The sequence below is a fragment of the Pseudoxanthomonas putridarboris genome (assembly GCF_038321125.1).
Taxonomy (GTDB): domain Bacteria; phylum Pseudomonadota; class Gammaproteobacteria; order Xanthomonadales; family Xanthomonadaceae; genus Pseudoxanthomonas_A; species Pseudoxanthomonas_A putridarboris.
The window spans coordinates 188,804-205,397 of record NZ_JBBWWT010000004.1 but is presented as its reverse complement, the minus strand read 5'-3'; the positions used below and the strand labels follow the sequence as shown (position 1 = coordinate 205,397).

10 protein-coding genes are annotated in these 16,594 nt (G+C 68.4%); 7 read left to right on the top strand and 3 right to left on the bottom strand.

Features of this window, described 5'->3' with window-relative positions:
- Positions 1 to 51: 51 nt before the first annotated feature.
- Positions 52 to 1,848, bottom strand: a complete 1,797-nt coding sequence (locus AAD027_RS10820; RefSeq protein ID WP_341726042.1) for a vWA domain-containing protein — start codon at positions 1,846 to 1,848, stop codon at positions 52 to 54.
- 204 nt (positions 1,849 to 2,052) lie between these two features.
- On the bottom strand, positions 2,053 to 3,381 hold the full coding sequence (gene xseA, locus AAD027_RS10815) for an exodeoxyribonuclease VII large subunit (RefSeq protein WP_341726041.1): 1,329 nt from the start codon (positions 3,379 to 3,381) through the stop codon (positions 2,053 to 2,055).
- A gap of 142 nt (positions 3,382 to 3,523) precedes the next feature.
- Here xseA and AAD027_RS10810 point away from each other — a divergent pair, with 142 nt between their 5' ends.
- From AAD027_RS10810 to AAD027_RS10780, 7 genes are all read left to right on the top strand, one after another.
- Positions 3,524 to 4,831, top strand: coding sequence for a hypothetical protein (locus AAD027_RS10810; RefSeq protein WP_341726040.1), 1,308 nt, complete (start codon positions 3,524 to 3,526; stop codon positions 4,829 to 4,831).
- Between the two features lie 140 nt (positions 4,832 to 4,971).
- A complete protein-coding gene (locus AAD027_RS10805) occupies positions 4,972 to 5,340 on the top strand; it encodes a DUF2946 family protein (RefSeq protein ID WP_341726039.1) in 369 nt (122 codons plus the stop codon).
- A gap of 63 nt (positions 5,341 to 5,403) precedes the next feature.
- The gene (locus AAD027_RS10800; RefSeq protein WP_341726038.1) at positions 5,404 to 7,575 is read left to right on the top strand and encodes a TonB-dependent receptor; all 2,172 of its coding nucleotides are present in this window, start codon (positions 5,404 to 5,406) and stop codon (positions 7,573 to 7,575) included.
- Between the two features lie 105 nt (positions 7,576 to 7,680).
- Entirely contained in the window at positions 7,681 to 8,202 is a 522-nt protein-coding gene (locus AAD027_RS10795) for an RNA polymerase sigma factor (RefSeq protein ID WP_341726037.1), read from the top strand.
- A complete protein-coding gene (locus tag AAD027_RS10790; protein ID WP_341726036.1) occupies positions 8,199 to 9,236 on the top strand; it encodes a FecR family protein in 1,038 nt (345 codons plus the stop codon). Before AAD027_RS10795 ends, AAD027_RS10790 begins: the two co-directional genes overlap by 4 nt.
- 190 nt (positions 9,237 to 9,426) lie before the next feature.
- Positions 9,427 to 12,468 carry a TonB-dependent receptor gene (locus AAD027_RS10785; protein WP_341726035.1) on the top strand — a complete coding sequence of 1,014 codons (3,042 nt, stop codon included), beginning with the start codon at positions 9,427 to 9,429 and terminating at the stop codon, positions 12,466 to 12,468.
- Positions 12,469 to 12,592: 124 nt separating this feature from the next.
- On the top strand, positions 12,593 to 13,978 hold the full coding sequence (locus AAD027_RS10780; protein ID WP_341726034.1) for a CehA/McbA family metallohydrolase domain-containing protein: 1,386 nt from the start codon (positions 12,593 to 12,595) through the stop codon (positions 13,976 to 13,978).
- A 57-nt stretch (positions 13,979 to 14,035) separates the two neighbouring features.
- On the opposite strand, the gene AAD027_RS10775 is transcribed toward AAD027_RS10780, so the two are convergent.
- Positions 14,036 to 16,459: a membrane-bound PQQ-dependent dehydrogenase, glucose/quinate/shikimate family gene (locus tag AAD027_RS10775; protein ID WP_341726033.1), complete on the bottom strand. Its 2,424-nt coding sequence runs from the start codon at positions 16,457 to 16,459 to the stop codon at positions 14,036 to 14,038.
- Between the last annotated feature and the right edge of the window lie 135 nt (positions 16,460 to 16,594).

Here is a 16,594-nt window from a genome sequence, read left to right as displayed (position 1 = left end):
CCACAAGGGAGGCGTGGAGCAGGGCATCCTGCTCCACGCCCGAGGCATCGATCACTCGCCCGCGATCGCCGGTGCGTCGCTTTGCGCGGACGTCAATTGCCGTGCCTGTTCCACCATGCCGACGAATTCGGCCTTCAGGCCGTGCGGGTCGCTGCCGACAGAACCGCGCGCGGCACTGGCCACGTCGTTCCAGTTCCAGTTCTCGATGCGCTGGCCGCCGCGCAGCAGGTCGGCATAGGCGGCGACGGCGGTGGCGAAGCGGAACGAGGCGCTGGGTTGGCGGGTCAGCGACGCGCGTGCGATCGGCGTCTCGATCAGCTTGCTCGCGTCCTCGCCAGGCAGCTTGTAGCGCAGGCGCAGGTGCGCCAGCTCATCGGTGTCGCCGCCCGCCGTCGCCGCATTCTTTGCGCCGTAGCGCAACGCCGGCAGGCGGTCGGCGCCGGAACCCACCGGCGTGATCTCGTACAGTGCGGTGACCTCATGGCCCGCGCCGATATCGCCGGCATCGACCTTGTCGTTGGCGAAGTCCTCGTTGGCCAGCACGCGGTTCTCGTAGCCGATCAGCCGGTATTCGGAGACCACGGCGGGGTTGAACTCGACCTGGATCTTCACGTCGCGGGCGATGGTCAGCAGGGTGGACTGCATTTCCTCCACCAGCACCTTGCGGCCTTCCCGCAGCGTGTCGATGTAAGCGTGATTGCCATCGCCCACGTCGGCCAGCCGTTCGGCCAGCGCATCGTTGTAGTTGCCCTGGCCAAAGCCCAGCGTGGTCAGCGCGATGCCGGACTTGCGCTGGTCGGCCACCAGCGTTTCCAGCGCCTGCTGGCTGACCGTGCCCACGTTGAAGTCGCCGTCGGTGGCCAGGATCACGCGGTTGACGCCGTCGGGAACGAACGCCTGCTTCGCCATCGCGTACGCCAGCCGGATGCCGTCGCCGCCGTTGGTGCTGCCGCCGGCCTGCAGGCGGTCCAGCGCGGCCAGGATCTCGTCGTGGCGGTCGCCCGGGGTGGGCGGCAGCACCAGTCCGGCCGAGCCGGCATAGACCACGATGGACACGCGGTCCTGCTTGCGCAGTTGCGGCACCAGTTGCGCGAAGGATTGCTTGAGCAGCGGCAGCTTGTCCGGCGAGTCCATCGAACCGGAGGTGTCCAGCAGGAACACCAGGTTGGCCGGCGGCAGCGTGGCCTTGGGCACGTCGTAGCCCTTGATGCCGATCATCAGCAACTGGCGCTTCTCGTTCCATGGCGCGGGCGCCAGTTCGGTGGTCACCCGGAACGGCCGGCTGCGGTCGACGGGCGCGGCATGGCCGTAACGGAAGTAGTTGACGAATTCCTCCGCGCGCACGGCGTCCGCCGGCGGACGCACGCCATCGCGCAGCATCCGCCGCACGTTGCTGTAGCTGCCGGTGTCCACGTCCACGGAGAAGGTGGAGACCGGCTGGTCGATGGTGCGATGGACGGGATTGTCGTCGCGCGCGGCGTACTTCTCGGTGTTGGCCGGCTGCGCTTGCGGGTAGGGCATCGTCGGCGCGACCAGGCCCGCAACGCGGTATTGAACGGACGCAACCGACGCCGGGGGTGGAGGCGGGGAAGCGGGAGCATAGGCGAGTCGCGCGGCCTTGGCCTCGGCCTGGATGCGCGTGCCGGTGACGACGACACTGTCCAGAGCCTGCCGTTCGCGGCGCGTGGCATAGGCATCGGCAGCGCTGGCGGCGGCTTCCGCGGCGGCGACAGCGGCCGAGGCCGCCGCTTCTTCGGCCGGCGCATCCTGCGCGGTGGGGCTGGAAGTGCTGCAGCCGGTCAGAATGGCGACGGCCAGCAGCGTGTAATAAAGGCGACGGTGCGACATGGCGGGACTCCGTGGTTGGGACGGAGGTTTCAACGCGCCATGTGCGGGAGTGGGGTTAACCCGGGTTCGGTCCTGTGGGAGCGACGTGAGTCGCGACCGGATACGCAAGGGTTTTTAACTCAGCCATGAGGCCGGGGGTGGTTAGGGTTACATGACGGATTCGGGGTTTGCAGTCGCGACTCACGTCGCTCCCACGGAGAAGGTTCATTCCACCCGCAGCTTGAGGGTGCCGTCGCTGAGGCGTGCATTGACCGCATCGCCGGCCTGCACCTGATTCACCGAACGCACCAGCGTTCCGTCTTCCTGCGTGACCAACGCATAGCCACGCGCGACGGTAGCCAGCGGGCTGACCGCTTCCAGCGAGCGCGCCAGTCCGCGCAGGCGCAGGGCATCGCGTTGCAGCGTGCGGGCCACGGCGGCTTGCGGGCGGGGTGCCAATGCCAGCAGGCGTTCGCGCAATTGTTCAAGTCGTCGTTGCGGCGCATGCGCTCGCAGGACCGTGGCGGCGTGGCGCAACGCAGCCAGCCGGCGTGCGTGCTGGTCGCGCCACAATGCATGCAGGCGGCGCACGGCGTCCTGTTCGCGCCGGCGCAGCATCTCCAGCCGTGCCTGCGGGCGCAGCGCCTGCAAGCGCAGCGCGGCGCGGTCGGCGCGCTGCATGGCCTGGCGGAGCCGATGCGTTTGCGTGGTCGCCAGCCGCTGTTGCAGCACGTTCACGCGCGTCAGCAGGTCGCGCCGGTCGGGCACCAGCAGTTCCGCGGCGACCGACGGCGTGGGCGCGCGCAGGTCGGCGGCGAAATCGGCCAGGGTGAAGTCGGTCTCGTGACCCACTGCGGAAACCACCGGCACCGGCGAGGCGGCGATGGCGCGCGCCAGCCGTTCGTCGTTGAAGGCCCACAGGTCTTCCAGCGAACCACCCCCACGGGCGACCAGCAGCGCGTCGTAGCGGCCGCTGCGCGCGGCGCGTTGCAGCATGTCGACGATCTGCGCCGGCGCGGCCTCGCCCTGTACCTGCACCGGCAGCACGTCCACCTGCACCAGCGGGAAGCGGCGTTCCAGCACGCTCAGCACGTCGCGCACCGCGGCGCCGCTGGGCGAGGTGATCACGCCCAGCCGTTGCACGTGCGCCGGCAGCGGGCGCTTGCGCCCGGCGTCGAACAGGCCTTCGGCCGCCAGCTTCGCCTTCAGTTCCTCGAACGCGCGCCGCAATGCGCCTTCGCCCGCTTCCTCCAGGTGGTCGACCACCAACTGGTAGTCGCCACGCGCCTCGTACAGCGTCAGCCGCCCGCGCGCCAGCACGCGCAATCCTTCGCGCGGCGCGAACTTCAACCACTGGCTCTTCGGCTTGAACATCGCGCACTTCACCTGCGCGCGCGCATCCTTCAGGGTGAAGTACAGGTGTCCGGAGGCCGGGCGGGTGACGTTGCCCAGTTCGCCTTCCACCCAGATCAGCGGGAACGCGCTTTCCAGCAGGTCGCGCGCCAGCGTGTTCAGCTGGCTGGGGGTCAGGACGTCGCGGGCCGGGTCGGTCATGCGCGCACCGTAACGCAGCCGGGGTTTCGTTCCAATCTTCCGCCGCGCGCGGATTCGGTGTAAGGCTGCGACACACCGCCGCAGCCCAACGGGCGCCCGGTATGCTGCAATGGCGGCTCGGGCCAGGCGACGGGAAAGGGCGATGACGGCACAGGCAAGGGGGCGTTGGAGCGGGGCGATCGTGCTGGGCGTGGCGCTGGCCATGCTGGCCGCATGCGGCGCGCCGACGGCGGAATCCGCCAGGGAAAACGAAGCCCCCGCCGTCGCGAAGCCGGCAGTACACCCCTGGACGTTGCCGGTGGGTGCAGGTTCCGCCCAACCGGACCTGGCGGTGTCGCCGGACGGCGGGTTGCTGTTGAGCTGGGTCGAACCGGTGGGCGAGGGCCGTCATCGCCTGCGGCTCGGCCGTACTTCACCCCTTGGAGAAGGCAATGCATGGGACGCCCCGCTGACCATTGCCGAAGGCGATGACTGGTTCCTCAACTGGGCCGACACGCCGCATGTGTATGCCCTGCAGGATGGTTCGCTGTGGGCGCACTGGCTGCGCAGCACCGGGCCGGGCCGCATGGACTACGGCATCGACCTGGTGCGTTCCGGCGACGGTGGCGCGACCTGGACGGCCCCGCGATTGGTGCATCCGGCCGGCACGCGTGGCGACCACGGTTTCGTGACCTTCTGGCCGCAGGCGAGGGACCGCTTGGGCATCGCCTGGCTGGACAGCCGGCAGAAGGCCGCAGTCGGCGGACATGAGGGCCACGACGACGGACACGGCCACGGTGGCGGTGCGGCGATGATGCTGCGGGCGGCCGTCCACGATCCGCAGGCCGCGCAGCAGGGCGAATGGCCGCTGGATGCATCCACCTGCGACTGCTGCACGACCTCGTCGGCGATGACGGAGCGTGGCGCGGTGGTCGTCTACCGTGGGCGCACGCAGGATGAGATCCGCGACACCCGCATCGTCCGCTTCGATGGCATGGCCTGGACCGCGCCGCGCGACGTGCATGCCGATGGCTGGCGGATCGCCGGCTGTCCCGTCAACGGTCCGGTGGTGGTCGCGGAAGGCGGCACGGTCTGGGCGGCGTGGTACACGGAAGCCAGCGGCGAACCGGAAGTGCGCGCCGCGCGCTCGGACGATGCGGGCGATACGTTCCAACCCCCGGTCACGCTGGCGAAGGGAACCCAGGTACTCGGGCGCCTCTCCCTGGCCCTGGGCGGAGAACGGCTGCTGGCGGCCTGGCTGGAGCAGGCGGAAGACGACTCGCAACGGCTGGTGCTGGGACGCTACGACCTGCACTGGAGCGAGCCCGAACGTATCGAGGTGGCGACGGTCGCCGCGCGCGGGCGCGCCAGCGGCATGCCGCGCTTGGCCTGGGCCGGCGATGCCGCCTGGCTGGCATGGACCGACGTGGCCGATGGGAAGCCGCTGGTGCGCGGCGCGACCGTGCGATGAGACGGCATGCGCGTGCGACGTTTTGTCGCACCGGTCCCGGTTCTGCCGAATGCGGCGACCGGGCACAATGACCGGCGTCGATGCCACCCCCTGATATCTGTCTTGCGCGCGTGATCCGTTCCCGGACATTCCTCCGCACCATGAGCCGGCTGGCGCTGGTCGCCGTGCTGTCGATGGCGTTCGCGCCTTCGATCAGCCGCGTGCTGGCCAGTGGCACGACACAGGTGCTGGCGGGCTGGAACGAGCTGTGCACCACCGCGGGGCTGGCGTGGGTGGATACCGGCGCGCAGTCGCCGGCGAAGAAGTTGCCGGTTCCCGATGGGATGCCGGCCGGCGACGATTGCGCCTACTGCCCGCTGGCGGCATCGCTGCCGTTGGTACTGCTGGTCTTCTGCATCCTGTTCCCGCGCATGGGAACAGGCGACGTCGCACGCATCGCCACGCCGCGATTGCGCGCCGCGGCCAACCTCCGCGGACTGGGCGGCCAAGGTCCGCCGATCCTGCTCTGAATCACAAGAACGCGCTCATTCCCATGCGGCTGCCATGCCGCACCCTTGTGCTTTGGAGTTCCCATGTCGATTTCCCTTCGCAGGACGCCGCGTGCGTCGTGCCTGTCCGTTGTCGTTGCCATCGCATCGTCTTTTCCCCTCGTCGCCATCGCCCAGACCACCACGCTCGACACCCTGGAGGTGAAGGGCCGCAAGAGCGGACTGGACAACACGGCCGGCACCGCGACCCGGCTGTCGCTGAGCGTGATGGAGACGCCGGCGTCGGTGACCGTCATCGACCGCGACACGCTGGATGCGCGCGGCGCGCGCAACACGCAGGAAGCGCTGTTCGGCATCCCCGGCCTCACCGTGGCCTCGCCGCCCGGCAACGGCAATGCGGTGACGTACCGAGGCTTTTCCGGCAGCCAGATCACGCAGTTGTTCAACGGCATCGACGTGCAGTACGCCGGCATCGCCGCGCGCCCGGTGGACGCCTGGCAGTACGAGCGGGTGGAGGCCGTCGGCGGTCCGTCCAGCTTCCTCTACGGCGCGGGCGCCGTCGGTGGCACGATCAACTATGTCACGCGCCTCGCGCGGCTGGACCGCGACGAAGCCGCGCTGTTGGCGTCATGGGGTTCCTTCAACGACGGCACGCTGGCGATGGGCGCCAACCTGCGCCCGGGCGGCGACCAGGCGCGGCAGGCCGTGCGCCTGGACGTGAGCGCGCGCGACGGCGAGAGCGCCATCGACGCCCAGGAACGCGAGGCGCTGACCGCGGCGGCGTCCTGGCTGGTGCAGCTGACACCCCTGTTGCGCCACACGTTGGCGCTGGAATACCAGCAGGAGCACAGCCACCGCCCCTACTGGGGCACGCCGGTACGGCAGCCCGCGGAAGGGCGCCTGTCGGTGCTGCCGCAAACCATCGGCCGCAACTACAACGTCGGCGACGGCTACTACGGCCAGGACGTGCTGTGGGCGCGTTCGCTGCTGGAGTGGACGCTGGGCGATACCGATACGTTACGCAACACGGTCTACCACTACGATGCGTTGCGCGACTACCGCAATGTCGAAAGCTACCGCCTGACCGCCGACAACACCGGCGTGGTCCGTTCCGGCACGCTGCTGCAGCGCCACGACCAGCAGGTCTACGGCAACAAGCTGGAATGGGCGCACGACGGTGCACTGGGCGGCCTGTCTTCGCGATGGAATATCGGCCTGGACGTGAGCTACAACCGGCAGACGCGCTTCCCGCTGTCGTTGCCGGCCACGGTGGATACGGTGCCGCTGGATGCGGTGGCGCCGGGCCGCTTCCTCGATGTGCCGGGCGCGGCCATCGTCTACGCGCCGGATCGCACCAACCGACTGCACACGCAGGCGCTGTTCGTGGAGAACCTGACCGAGTTGACGCCGTCGATGTCGCTGCTGACCGGGCTGCGCCGCGACCGCATCCGGCTGGACGTCGCCAATCACCGCGCGGCGACACCGACCAATCCCGCCCGCTTCGAACGGGAGTACACGCCCACCACCGGACGCATCGCGCTCAACCGGGCGCTGACGCCGCAGGCCAGCGTGTATGCGCAGGTCAGCACCGCCGCCGACCCGCCGGCCGGCATCCTGAGCACCGCCAACTTCGCCACGCTGCGCGACTTCGACCTCGCCACCGGTCGCCAGGGCGAGATCGGCGCGAAATTCCAGTCGCGCGACGGGCGTAGCTTCGCCACGCTGGCGGCCTACCGCATCGTGCGCCGCAACCTGGCCATCACCGACCCGGCCAATCCCGGCCAGACCTTGCCGGTGGGCCGGCAGTCCGCGCGCGGCGTGGAGGCGGGTTTCGGCTGGCGTCCGGTCGAGGCGTTGAACGTGCAGGGCAACCTGGCCTGGGTGGACGCCACGCTGGACGACTTCCACGAGAACGTCGATGGCGCGGCCGTGTCGCGCGCGGGCAACAGGCCGACCAACACGCCTTCGCGCGTCGGCAATCTGTGGATCGACTACGCCTTCGACGATCGCTGGTCGGCCGGCATCGACGTCCGCGGCGTGTCCTCGCGCTACGCCAATGCGGCCAACACGCTGTCCACCGCGGGCTACGCGGTCTGGGGCGCGCACGCGGGCTGGAAGTGGAACGATTCCACCGAGCTGATGCTGCGCGGCCGCAACCTGGGCGACCGCACCTACGTGATCCATGCGCTGGGCGGCACGATGGTCTACCTCGGCGATCCGCGCGGCTGGGAAGTGGTGCTGCGCAGATCGTTCTGAGCGCGCGCTCGCCGCACCCGCCGTCTCCGTCCCGGCCATCGCACCGTCACGGCACCGTCATATGGCGCTCCTACGCTGCCGCATTCCAGGGGGCAGGGCGGTACGGTGGCCGAACAGGCAAGGCGGGGCTTGGCGCGCATGTTCGCGGAACACGGACCGGTGCTGCGCGGGTTCTTCACGCGCCGCGGCGCGAAAGAGGAGGCCGAGGACATGGTGCAGGAAACCTACCTGCGCCTGCTGCGGGCGCACCAGTGCGAAGGCGGCGCCATCGCCAATCCCGAGGCGTATCTCTTCACGGTCGCATTGAACCTCGCGCGCGAACAGGCGATGCGCCGCCGCTGGTCGCTGGTCCCGATCGAGGAACTCGAGAACGTCGCCACGCTGCTCGCCGCCGAAGAGAGCGTCGAGGACGCGGCCGACCGCGCGCAGCGGCGGCAACGCCTGCAGGCCTTGCTGGGCACCTTGCCCGAGCGTACCCGCGCGGTGCTGGTGATGCAGTACCGCGACGGCATGAGCTACAAGCAGATCGCCGAACGCCTGGGCGTGTCGCCGCACATGGTCAAGAAGCACGTGGTGCGCGGGTTGTCCGTATGCCGGCAGGCACTGGCCGCCACGGAGGCGCGATGAACCGACCTGGATCCCATCCGCAGCGCGCCACGCAGGAGGCCGCACACTGGTATGCGCTGCAACGCCAGGGCGGGTTGAGCGCGATGCAGCAGGCGCGGTTCATGGACTGGCTGGTGGCTTCGCCGGAGCATCTGCGCGAATACCTGGCCGTCGGCAGGGTGGCGGGGGAGCTTGGCGACGCCATGCGCGCGATGCCGATCGACCTGGAGGCGCTGATCGCCGGGAAGGAACCCGCGCAGGCGGTACCCGACAACGTGGTCGCATTGCCGGCCAGGCGCTCCTCGTCTCCGCCTGCCGCGGCCCGCCCGCGTCGCCGCCGCCTGCCTCGCGCGGTCGCGGCTGCGGCCGTGCTGGTCTGCCTTGGCATCGCGGCGCACGTCGCGTGGCCGCAATCCCGGCACTACGTCGCCGCGCATGGCGCGCCACGCAGTTTCGAACTGCCCGACCGCACCGTGGTGCACCTGAACGCCGAAAGCGAATTGTCGATGCGCTTCGGCCTGTTCCAGCGCCGCGTCGAACTGGCGCGCGGGCAGGCCAGCTTCGTCGTCGCCGCCGACCGGCGTCCCTTCACGGTGCAGGCGGCCGGCCTGCAGGTACAGGACATCGGAACGACATTCGATGTTTCGCTTCGGCGCGAACAGGCGCGCATCGACGTGGCCGAAGGCCGCGTGCGCGTCGTCGGCGACGCGGGCGCGGGCCGGCTCCTGGCCGACCTGCGCGCCGGGCAGAGCGCCCGGATCGATTACCGCGATCACGCCGTCAGTGTGAGCCACGAGGATGTCGGCATGATGACGGCCTGGTGGGAGAGGCGCGTCGTCTTCCGCGACGAACCCCTGCGCGATGTCGCCGACCAGTTCAACCGGCTGAGCGCGGTCCGCCTGCACGTGGAGGATCCCGCCGCGGGCGCACTGCGCCTGACCGGCAACCTCAGCGGCGACGACCTGGAATCGCTGCGCGCCTTTCTCGACGAGCAACCCGCGTTGCGGACAGTGGTCACGGCGAACGAGATCAGAGTGCAAAGCCACGCGCGTTGAGAAGAGCAGGGGCCGGAGAGAAGCCAGCGAACCTACGCCTTCCCCTGGCCTATGGTCCCCGGTCCCTGTCCCCTGTAAGAAAAAATTCATCGAAAAAACGGTGCCCGGTTTCCGCTCAACGCAATCGTAGTCCAGGCATGCGCGAACGATCGCGCGTCGCGCCGCCCACACCACCCCACTGGACCCCACGATGCGCCGAATCCTGTTCCTCTCGATCGCTCTTGCCCTGCAAACCGCCGCCACGACCGCCAACGCGCAGGAAACCCGCGTCGCGACCGAGGCCATTCCCTCGCAACCGCTGGATCGTGCGCTCAATGCGCTGTCGCGCCAGACCGGCCTGCAGTTCGTCTACAGTGCGCAGGCGGCCGGCAATCCGCAAACCCGCGCCATTCCCGCCGGCCTGCCGCCGGAGGAAGTGCTGGAACAACTGCTCGACGGCACCGGGCTGCGCTACCGCTATCTCAACGCCACCACGGTGACCATCGAGGCGGAAACCGCCGAGGCCGTTCCCGCGGCAGCGCCGCCGACAACCGGCACCGCGCCGGACGGCGCCGCATCGCTGCAGGCCGACGTCGCCCCGCAGGAACTGGAAAGCATCGAAGTGGTCGGCAGCTACAGCCGCAGCCTGGAACAGGCGGTCGACATCAAGCGGGCCAACATCGCGTTCTCCGATTCCATCGTCGCCACCGATGTCGCCGACTTCCCGGAGCAGAACCTCTCCGAAGCCCTGCAACGCATGCCCGGCGTGACCATCGAACGCAACAAGGGCCTGGGCACCCGCGTCAACGTGCGCGGCCTGCCTTCCGAGTTCACCCACGTGTCCATCAACGACCTGGCGACGGCCTCGGGCAGCGGCGGACGCGACGTGGAGTTCGACATCTTCGCTTCCGAGATCATCCAGCAGGTGACGGTGCAGAAGTCGCCCACCGCCGCGGACGAAGAGGGCGGCATCGCCGGTTCGGTGCAGATATCCACCGCGCGCCCCTTCGACTACAACGGTCGCAAGCTGGTCGCTTCGGCGGAAGGCGCCTACAACTCCATCTCGGAAGAGACCGACCCCAAGTTCTCGTTCCTGGCCAGCGACACGTGGGGCGACTGGGGCGCGCTGGTGTCCTATTCCAAGGCGCAACGCACCAACCGCACCGACTCCACCTCCGGCATCAACTTCCGGCCGATGTCGCGTTTCTTGGAAGCCACCGGCCCGCGCGCGGACCAGGCCGCGGAAGTCCTCGAGCGCGATGCCGGCGTCATCGTCCGCAATCCGCTGGACCGGGACGAGACCAACCGCATCATCTTCCAGGACAAGGTCGGCGACCGCATCTACCTGAACGACCAGGACAAGTGGGGCGCCACAGCGTCGCTGCAGTACAAGCCCAGCAGCAACTTCAGCCTGACCTTCGACGCCATGGTGGGCGGCTACGACACCGTCGAGGACGAGTACGACGCCGCGGCCTATTCCGCCTCCAGCCGCAGCACGCTGGATACCATCCACGAGTACGACGACACCACGCTCTCCAAATACGGCATGGTCGTGCTGCGCGACGTGTCCTATACCGCCACCCAGCATGAATTCCTGAGCAAGGAATTCATCAAGAATACCGACTACAGCCAGTACAGCGTGGCCATGGACTGGAAGACCGGCACGTGGACCATCGATGCGCTGGTGGGCTATTCCGGCGCAGAGAAGACGTCCGATTTCGCCAACCTGAAGCACGTGGCCTATGCGCCTTCGCGCACGCGCTGGACCGGCAGGAGCGGCGAGACCATTCCCAGCGCCGACCCGGCCAGCTTCGACATGTACGACTCGCCGGAGCGTTACCTGTTCGAGGCCTACGAGACCACGCTGGAGAAGGTGACCGACGACAAGTACGCCGCCGAAGTGAACTTCGCGAAATCGCTCGACCTGGCCTTCCTGCCGGCGTTGAGCAGCGTGCAGTTCGGCGCGCGCTACACGGACAAGTCCAAGGAGCGCTACTACGGCGCACTGAACATCCAGGGCCCGGGGCCGGGCGACAGTTCCTGGGTCAACACCCGCACCCTGGCGGACAGCGAACTGCGGTGGGTGACCGACATCGTCCCGGGTGGATCCTATCGTCCCAAGAATCTCGACTGGAGGCAGGCGTCCAACGACTATGCCCGCAGGACCTTCCGCTACCCGGGCTTCGTCACGCCGTTCGACGACGGCCAGTACTACCGGGTGGACGAGGAAGTGGCCAGCGTGTATGCGATGGGCAATTTCCATTTCGACGTGGGCAGCGTGCCAGTGGTCGCGAATGCCGGCGCGCGCTTCGTGGACACGTCCGTCCTTTCCTCCGGCTTCCACCAGATCCAGAATCCGGACGGCTCCTCCGGCTACACCGATGCGCCGGTCTCGAAGAAGGGCAGTTACTCCGACCTGTTGCCCAGCCTGAACATGACGGCCGAGCTATCCGACGGCCTGCTGCTCCGCGCCGCGGCCTCCGAGACCCTGATGCGCCCGGCGTTGACCGACATCGCCTACAAGCGCACGGCCAGCTGGAACTCGTTCCGCTTCACCGACGGCAACCCCGACCTGAAGCCCACCAACGCCAAGCAGTGGGAAGTGGGCCTGGAAAAGTACCTGCAGAACGGCGGCCTGCTGGCGGCGTCGTACTTCTGGAAGGAGATCGAGGGCGTCGTCCGCAACGAGTTGACCGGCGTGGTGAGGAACGTGGAGAAGCTCAACGCCAACGGCACGCTCGACGGTTACTACGACTTCGACGTCTACCAGCCGGTCAACGCCGATGGTTCGTACGAGGTCAACGGCATCGAGCTGATCGCGCAGTTGCCGCTGAGCATGTTGCATCGTTCGCTGGAAGGCTTCGGCATCAACGCCAACTACACCCTGCTGGACACCTCCCTCACCGGCGAATCCGACCTGGGCATCCCCACCCCGCCGGTGGGCCTGGCCGACAAGACCTACAACTTCACCCTGTACTACGAGAACGACCGCTTCGATGCCCGCGTCTCCTACAACTACAAGGACAAGTACGTCGAGGGCATCGGCTACGAGATGTATCCCATCTGGCGCGATGCCTACGACCAGGTGGACATCTCCATCGGCTACAAGCTGACCGATCGCGTCAAGATCAGCCTGAAGGGCATCAACGTGACCGACAACGAGACGACCGGCTACACCATGGATCCGTCTTTCCCGACGATGTACGAGTTCTCGGGTCGTCGCATCAGCCTGGGCCTCCGCGCCGATTTCTGATCCTTGCCGATGTCCGTCGCCTCGGCCGTGGCGGTCTTCCCGACCGCCACGGCCGCTGTCCGCGGCGGTCGCCCCTGCGCCTGCAGCCGGTGCCGCCGATCCTGAAGAACGAAGGAAGACCCTGATGCGTATCCTGTCGCTCCTGCCGATCGTGGCGTTCATGGCATGGGCAAGCCCGGCCCAGGCCACCGACCACGACGACGACCGCCGCTGGCAGCCGGGCGACCACCATGTGCACAGCGAGTGGAGCGTGGACTGGGACCGGTCGACATCCCCGCCGACGCCGATACGCGGCGGCGACTCGCCCTACAGCCGCGCCCGCAATGCGCGGCAGGCGGTGGCGCACGGCCTGACCTGGATGGTGCATACCGACCACGGCGGCCCGGGCCACTCGGCGGTGACGCGCGACCATGCCTGGCCCGCCCTGCTGGAAGCCAGGCGGGAAGTGCCCGAGCTGATCCAGTTCAACGGCATGGAGTTCGACGTGCCGGCCGGCGAGCATGCTTCGCTGATCATCGCGCCGGGACCGGACGAGCGCGACCAACTGGTGACGATCGAACGCGAATACAACCGCAATGAACCCTTGGAGCCGGGCACCCGCGACGACGGGCAGTCGATGCTCGACGCCCTGGCGCACATGCGGGCGCTGCCGGCGCCGCCGCTGGTGTTCGTCAATCATCCGTCCCGCACCGCCACCGGCGTCGGCCGCTGGGGCGAGGTGGAGCCGGCCGAACTGCGCGCCTGGCACGATGCCGCACCGCGGGTGCTGGTAGGCATGGAGGGCGCGCCCGGACACCAGGCCGCTTCCGCCCATCGCGGGCTTTACCGGCACGCCGCCGCGCCCACGTTCGGTGGCTTCGACCAGATGACCGCGCAGGTGGGCGGCGTGTGGGACACGATGCTGGCGGAAGGCCGGCGGTTCTGGATCACGGCGACCTCCGACTCGCACGTGAACCTGCGCGATGGCGGTCGCGACTTCGACCCCGGGCAGTACAGCAAGACCTATGTCTGGGCACGGCCTGAAGCGGAGGACATCCTGGATGGCATGCGCGAGGGACGGATGTTCGCGGTGACCGGCGATCTGATCGATGCGCTGGAACTGAGCGTCGGCATCGCCGGCGACGCGAAGCCCGGCGCCACCATGGGCCAGGCGCTGGCCGTCCCGGCGGGCGCCACCCTGCGGGTGGAGCTGCGGGTGCGCCAGCCGTCGCATCCCAACTTCAACGGTGAGCGACCGGCGCTGGACCACATCGAGCTGATCGTGGGAACCGCGGACGGCGAGGGAGCGCCACGGATGCAGGTCGTGCGCTACGGCCCGGACGCTTGGCAAGGCGAAGGCCAATGGCGTTCGGTGTCCTGGGAGTTGCCGGCGCCGCAGCGCGGGGGCTTCGTGCGTGCGCGGGGCACGAACACCGCCGAGGCGACGCCCCTGGCGGACCTGCCGGGAGAGGACCCCTGGCAGGACCTGTGGTTCTATTCCAACCCGGTGTTCATCGAGCCCGTGCGCTGACCGAACATCGAAGCGCGGGCCCATCGAGCACCGCGTCTTTCATCGCGAAGCCTCGATCTACTTTCCGCGCGTTCGGTCGGGCAATGCGTATGCGATGACGTAGTCGCCCACGTCGGGAGAATGGCTGGCGCCGCCGGCGGAGATCACAACATACTGCCTGCCGGTGGCGGGGGACTGGTAGACGAGGGGCGCCGCCACGGCGCCCACCGGTAGCCGGCCTTTCCAGAGTTCCCTGCCCGTGGTCGCGTCCAGTGCGCGCAGGTAGTAGTCCTGCGTGCCGGCGAAGAACACCAGGCCCGACGCGGTCGATGTAGGGCCGCCGAGCGTCGGCATGCCGATGGGCATGGGAAGGTGCGTCTTGATGCCCAGCGGGCCGGTGTCCTGCACCGTGCCCAACGGCACCTGCCAGACCAACTGCCTGGTCCTGAGATCGATGGCGCTCATCGTGCCGAACGGCGGAGCGGGGCAGGGCACGCCCAGCGGCGATTGCAGGATGTCGATGCGCACGCCGCCGTAGGGGCCGGCCAGCTGCGGACGGATCGTGCCCATGAAGCCGGGCACCTCGTCGGTGGAGATCTTGTACTGCTTCGCTTGCTCGCGGGTGACCAGCGACATCCGCAGCGCCATGCGCGTGTCGTTGACGAACATCAGGTTGCGCGACTCGTCGATGGAGATGCCGCCCCAGTTCATGCCGCCGAGCAGGCTGGGCCACTCGATGTAGGGCTTTTCCGTCGGCGGCGTGAACGCCCCCTGGTAGTGGGAGTCCTTGAACTTGATGCGGCAGTAGAGCTGGTCGAAGGGGGTGATGCCCCACATCGAGCGCTCGGTCAGCGGCTCGGCGCCGATGACCGGCATTCCCACCGAGAAGGGCTGGGTCGGCGACAGGCGCTCGCCTTGCGCGGCCGGGGAGGTGGGCACCGGCCTTTCCTCCACGGCCGTGACCGGCTGGCCGGTGCGGCGGTCGAGCACGAAGATGTGGCCGGTCTTGGTGGTCTGGATCAAGGCCGGAACCTTCTCTCCCCGCGCGTTCTCCACGTCGTGGAGCACGGGTTGGGAGGGAATGTCGTAGTCCCAGACATCGTGGCGGACGATCTGGTAGACCCACCGGGTCTTCCCGGTCGCCGCATCCACCGCCACGACGGCCGAACCGAACTTTTCCTTCACCGCGTTGCGATCGCCGCCCCAGTAGTCGGGCGGGCCATTGCCGGTGGGCAAGTACACCAGGTTCAGTTCCCTGTCGTAAGTCGGGATGCTCCAGACGTTGGGCGTGGCCAGGGTGAATTCCCGGTCGGTTCGGTCCGTATCGGCGCTCTCGGGAGCGCCCACGTCCCATGCCCATGCCAGCGAGCCATCGCGGACGTCGAATGCGCGCACCACGCCGGAAGGCTCGCCGTCCTCGATATCGCGGACCCAGCCGCCGATCACGGCTAGATGGCCCATGACGACCGGGATGGAGGTCGGGTGGTATCGCTTGCTGTCCTGGGTCGGGCCCATGTTCTTCTTGAGATCCACGAACCCGTTCTCGCCGAAACCGGGACAGGCGCCGCCCGTCCGCGCATCGAGCGCGAACAGCCGGGCGTCCACGGTCGAGACGAGAATGCGCTGGCGGCATTGCGTGTCGATACCGATGGCGTTCTCCGCCGCGCCCGGGTTTTCGTCGTGCTCGATGTCGTGGTAGCCGACGCCGCGGCAGGTCACGTGCTCCGCGGTCCTCGCTTGCGGGTCGAATTTCCACAGCGGGCGCCCGGTATCCGCGTCGAGGGCGGTCACGATGTTTTGCGGCGTGCAGGAATACAGCACGTTGCCGATCTGCAGCGGCGTGTTCTGGTCGACGCCGGCGGCAGGCCCGGTCGTCTCCCTGCCGGTCCGGTAGGTCCAGGCGACCTGCAGGTCCTTCACGTTGTCCGGCGTGATCTGCGCATGCGGCGCGAAGCGCGTTCCATGCGCATTGCGGCCGAAGAATTCCCAGTTTTCGGGATGCGGGGTGTCGGCCCGGGAGCGTTCCGGGGAGCGAGCGATTTCCACTGGGTTCGATATTTTCCCGTGCGGGAAGAAGGCGGCCACCAGCGTGGCGAGCAAGGCGAAGAAGACGACGAGTGCGGACCGGTTGGCCCATTGCCGCGTGCGGGGCCGGGTGGAGGGAAACGTTGCGATCAGCCACAGGCCGAGCATGAAGATCAGGGCGGGGACGACGAGGCGGGGAAGCAATTCCCAATACTTCAGGCCTTGGACTTCATACAGCGCCCAGACGCATGTCGCAAGGAAGATGGCCGCGGACAGGTGAAGCGCGAAACGGTTCCGGATGGACAGCATTACCGACAAGGCCAGATACGCCAACCCGGCGATCAGGTAGTAGCTCGACCCTCCCAGGTACAGCAACCGGGCGCCTCCCGCCAGCAGCGCGAACGAGGCGCACAACGTGAGGGCGATGAAACCCCATTTGCATGCCTGATACAGAATGCGTCCCTTGTGGCTGTCCATGGTTTCTACTCCGGTACTTGCAGGTTTCTGCGGGTCGGAACATCGATTTCCAGACAGCGGGCGGCAGGGATTCGACGTGTGCTGGCCGGGCAGTGCCGCGCAGCGGGGTGGCGGGACGTGCCGGGAGGAGTGCGG